The organism is Endozoicomonas sp. SESOKO3, from assembly GCF_024606255.1.
In genome coordinates, this window is sequence record NZ_JAHHPR010000302.1 from 1 (window position 1) to 5398 (window position 5398).

1 protein-coding gene is annotated in these 5398 nt (G+C 47.3%); it reads left to right on the forward strand.

The window, feature by feature from the left end; all coding sequences use genetic code 11:
- Positions 1 to 226: 226 nt before the first annotated feature.
- The coding region (locus tag KDK18_RS05375) for a hypothetical protein (RefSeq protein WP_257253746.1) at positions 227 to 5398 on the forward strand (5172 nt) is incomplete at its 3' end.

The window sequence follows — 5398 nt, forward strand, 5'->3', positions numbered from 1 at the left end:
TACGAGCATGGCTGGGAGAAATACTTCAGGGACAATGTACCTAAATGGTCATTCTTCCACGCAGAAAGTATTCCTTACTCTTACACTTTGGGCACCTTCTACGAGTGGAAAAACAGTGCTGACAGGACAGCCAATTGACAGCCATGGACGATTAACCGTTGCTTACTCGTCTGGTGTGAACATCACTTTTTCCGGTGACAAAAGTACTCAGCTCTGAGGTAACAGAATGACAAGTGCTCGTCCCAATGCATTATGTCTTGCAGTGGCAGTTGCCATCAGCTCTTCCATCATTGGTACACAGGCACTGGCCGATCGCAGGCTGCAGACAAAATCTGCCGTTATTCCGGGCAATGGATATGCGGAGTTTATCCAGAGTGAGGTCATGCTTCAGCCAACTTTAGGTCTTAACGAACAGCCAATAGCCAAATCCTCTACAACCACTTACCCTTATGAGCCTCGAAGAAGTGAGGGCTATGACCTTCCTTCTACGAGCTTTACAGAAGTTCTCTACAGTATTCATGGTGGCGTTTCCACTGTTGATCAGTTTGAAACAGACGAGGATAACGTTGCTCAGAAATACACCAAAGTTCTGAAAGTGGGTGGTGAGGGCGTCTTCAGGTTCACCCATAACCTTGAAGAAAAGGAACTGCTTATTGAAGTCAGAGACGGAATGACCGATCAGGATTCAGTTGAGGCCATCCGTTATCAAGTACTATGCATCCAGGCACTAGAACCATTTACTAAAATCGCCAGCCCCGAGCAACTGGCTACTGTGCTGGAAGTTGCCAGCGACAGAGCAGGAAACCTCGGAACAAACGATCACTACGTCGCTCTTGCCACCATTGAAGTTGAAAAGGTTGAAGTCAATGGGCGTACCTTCATGCGTCTTATCGCTTTAGACGATCAGCCCCCTGAACTGCAACGTTTGGGTCAATCACTCTTTGTCAATGATGAGGCTCTCCTGGCGGCAGCCACTTCTGCCTATATGCAGGTTCATGTCCTGGAAGAAAATTTACAACAGCAGGCCCTTAATGATCTGTTAGCACACAGCAAACCTGTCGGCTATGTTGTTCACGTCGAGGATGACACGCGGGTTTATCCAGCGCCTGCAGGTTACCCAAAGCTGGAAGTAAAAGAAGCTCCCGGGGAGGTTATTGTTTTCCGAGGCCAGAAGCCGAATCCCGATGATATCGCTTTTGTAGAAAACCTCTATAAACTCTGGGTAGAAGCTGAGACTAATACCCCCGCCCCTGCTGCAACATGGGTTAAAAAGTACAGGGTCAAAAGCTACCAGTACGCCATTCGGAGCAGGCAGATGGCACTGCTGGAGGGGTTTGCTGCGCGGCACGACGCCGGAGTTAACAAAGATCAACCGACAACGCTTACAGACGAAGATAAATTGGCAGTGCTTGCGCTTTCATACTACGAATGTCTCCAGCTGGCATTGTCCATTGCCACTCCAGCTCAGGCAGTCGAATTTGAATTCACACCAGAGCATGTCAGAGCCGCTTCGTCTGTCATCACGCCAACCTGGTTGCAGATTCAACTCGCCAAACACTTCAGTTTCAAACCCGCACTCAAAGAGCTTCTGATCAGTCAGAATTTCGTTAAAGGTATTATGAATCTTATACCCGTCGTCGTCGAATCACAGCTCGATGTTTTTAACCACAACGAACAGTTTGCTGCCAAAGTTGTGAGCAACATGGCCAGACAAACGGTTGAGTGGGAAAGACAGCTGCAAGAGCACATCGCAACAAAAAGCGAACTCATCCGGGTTAAAAACCAATTAGAGCTTATATCGGAGACAGCTACTGCCAATGAAAAGAAAAAACACAGAGCACTTGAGCTCAAGCAACAAGTTGAAGATGACCTCGTACTGATTCGTAAAGTGCTGAAAAAACTGGAAGAGCAGTCACAGAAACTTCAGTATAAAGTCGAACGAATCCAGTATCTGCAACAACACCTCCATGATGCCATAAAAGAAACCGGTATGGTTTACAACACACAACTGGCAGAGATGCTTGGTATTGATTACTGGGATGATAGCCAGCCACCAGAAGAACAAGCAAGACTGATCATAAAGAGAATTCATGAAATCAAAAGATCGGTTGCTGTAACAGATGCCGCAATAGAACAGCCTCTGGAAGAAGCTGTGAAAACAAAAATGGCCGACATTGAAAAGCAGCTCGATATTACTCCAAACAATGAAAACGATCTCAATGCACGTTATCAGTCCATCCTGCATTACCTGCAACAGCAGCTGCAACAACAGACAGAACGGATTGATGCTGTAATCCACAATCGCCTGGCCAAGATTCAACACCAGCTCGATCTGATCCCGGATATCGACAAGGAGCCTAAAGTCCGTTCCCTGACCATTCAGCAGTACACGAAGCAGAAGGCAGCTCAGGTCAATCAGGAAGGGTTTCTGCAACCGAGCCAAACAATAAATGAACAAGAGGACATAAAGAGTTCTTACACCAGGGCCAGAAAATCTGCGCTGGCAGCGACTTCCGCCCCTGATTCGAGTGAACTGAATCAAGACATCACGACAGAAGACCTCAATGCCCTGAAGTCAATGGTTTACAACACGCTTCTCAAGAATGCAGCATTGGAAGAAGAACTGAAAGACATCAGCATACCATGCCATTCAAAAGCCATGCCTGAAGTACTTGAGACACTCCGTGCTGCGGGAAAAGCTCTGGGGAGGAAGAGTCACCTTAGAGAAAAGGACGATGTGTATTTTCAACGTCAGGTCATTTCTGAAGACATGCGACTATATATCAGAGAAGCCAGGCAGCAATCAGAGGAAGAGGCCTGGTTCACACTGCAATCCCTGGAAGCAATACTCAAGATCGAAATCAATGAAGGGGACGACAAAGCAACAAGACTGGAAAGGGTTCTTACAAGGCTTGATAGCGGTGATGTTCCAAATGACGAGCTGAGTAAGATGGAAAACTTCGTCTGGTGGGAAGCTGACAGACCAGACCTGGAGAAGCATCTGGAAAGAGATCTGAAGGCGGGGCTGGTGGGGGTGGATATCATACTCTTTGGTATTCGTGATCGTCTCAAATTTATAGTCGAAGAATCTGATCAGCGAGCCAGAGAACGACAGGCACATTATCTTACCGCTATGGAGAAGGCGCTAAATATCCACCCTCATGTAAATCCTGCTGCCAAAGAAAAAGGAAAAATCTTCATAGCTAAACTGGCCGGTGATCTGCAGATAGGGTTTGCAGACGATGCCAATCTGTCCGACCAGCAGCATGCTCTAAGAAAGAAAATTCGGGAATTAATGGAAGAAGTAATCGAAACTTATGACGATGAAGGTGCCAAGAGAATCAGAAACAATCAAATTGCTGTTCAACTCAAGATTAAGGGCTATAAAAGTCATGCCGGTATAGACGAGCAGAACTGTCTAATTGAGGAAAAACTTGAACATCTGGATGTAGAAGTGCTTAAAGCGGGTCAGCCCGAGGTTGATGAGCGTATCGCAGCCATTGAAAATGAACTGGACAGGCAAATGGCTCGCCTGGGGCATAAGCCCCGATTCGCCCTTGATCGTGATGTCGCGATGGCCAGGCGAGCCATTAAAAAAGCTGAAAGTGAACTGGCGGGTGTTTATCACAGATTGAAGACTCTTCGTGGCAAAAACGTAGTATTGGCGTTGAACCGTGCTGATCTCCGACATATCTCGGATAAAGAAAAAACAGCTCTCAATCAAGGAATGAAAGATGTTCAGATCGGGTTGGGTCTGGCTGCAGTTGATGAGCAAACCCCTGAAGAGCGAATGAGGGACATCAAGCACTTCCTGCTGGAATGCAGTGCAGAAAAACGAGATGAAGTCCTTGAGGAAATCAGAACCAAATCAAATCTGAACATCCGGACTGGTGACCTCGGATTGAAGGAAGAATCTGATTACTTTATTGCCATTGCAGCCTACGCAAATTCTGATGTTCAGAACCAATCCGATGAAGCATTGGGTGAAGTGATTTTAACCTGGAAAAAGTACACTCAGATCGCACAATTCTTGCGTGAGCACGACAGGAAGAGTATGGAAGTGACCCTTGCAAGGCTTGAAGAGAGAAATTTACAAGAGAATCTGGATCGAAAAAAACAGGAAGTTATCGATTTTGAAGACTACGATAAGCAGGCTAAAACCGTATATGAAAACGAAATGGTCAGGCTGAATTTGGCCCTGGAGCAAACAAGTGATGCTGTATCAAAAGCAGAAGTCGCTCTGACGGAATTTCAAAACGTGGCTCTTGACGCCACTGAAGAAGCCGTGGGTCTTAAACCAGACGCCAATGACACCCACGAACAACGGCTTAATGCCCTGAGAAACAAACAGCTACAATTGGGCGGGAATGATGGTTTTGGCGGCAGGATCCGAAAACTGATTCAGGAACAGGTTCATCTGCAAGATGAGATTAAAAGCAGGAAAGCATACATTGAGAGAATGAAGATAGTCCTGAAGGCTGCAGAGGAAGCCATCCAAAGTGACGGCGGTCCCTTCCAATACACGCCGAAACAGGCAAAAGTTCTGAACGCTATCCAAAAATTCACACAGCAGCACCCTCTTAAAAAGCAAGCCCTGGACGCTGCAATTGGACTGACAGTAGTTGCAAGAGAAAGCGGTAAGGCCATACCATTGCTGACGACTTTCGATTTTGACGATGAATTTGCACCGATTCGCATGCGGGCACTGGCCGGAAACCATCTGAGGTTTGATCAGGCCAGTCGGATTGTGGAAATTTTCAAAAGCCTGAGGACATCCTCATCGGAATCTCAACCTCCGAGAGTTCTCAAAGAAGTCCAGATTCTGTCGTACCGCGCCAGGCAAGAGATAGCAACAGGGGCACAAGAATACGACGACGAAATTCTCGGCATGGGCAAAGCAGGCATTCACTACGTCGAGTATGAACCAAAGGACCTGAAAAGCTTCCCGGAATACTTCGCTGCCCGTTCTGCCAGCGGTAACAGGATCATCGCTCTGCTGCGTGAAGGTCTGATCAGCAAGGTTGAACTTGAGCACCACATGAAGGCCGTCAGAGGTGTCGATGGTTATCAGACAGTGACTGAATTTGAGCACTTTCTTGGTTATAAACATGGCGTCAAGGTGCCTGAGTTCAGGAAGGTTGTCCAGATGCTGTCCGACGAGGGTACTGAGGAATTCATGCAAAGTGCCTTTACTCCTGTGACCGTGACCGCCACTGGCCCGGCAGGCATGAAAGAGTCTGTTGCCGGCATGCAAGAGTACGCTACTGCGCTCATCGCCAACTACGTTCTTGACGATGTTGCCTTTGATAACGGTCGCAGGACTCTGGCATTCCTGACCCATGCTCAGGATACTCTGGCACCTTATGCCCATGCTGTTGGCCTGTCTGAATCAGACCTG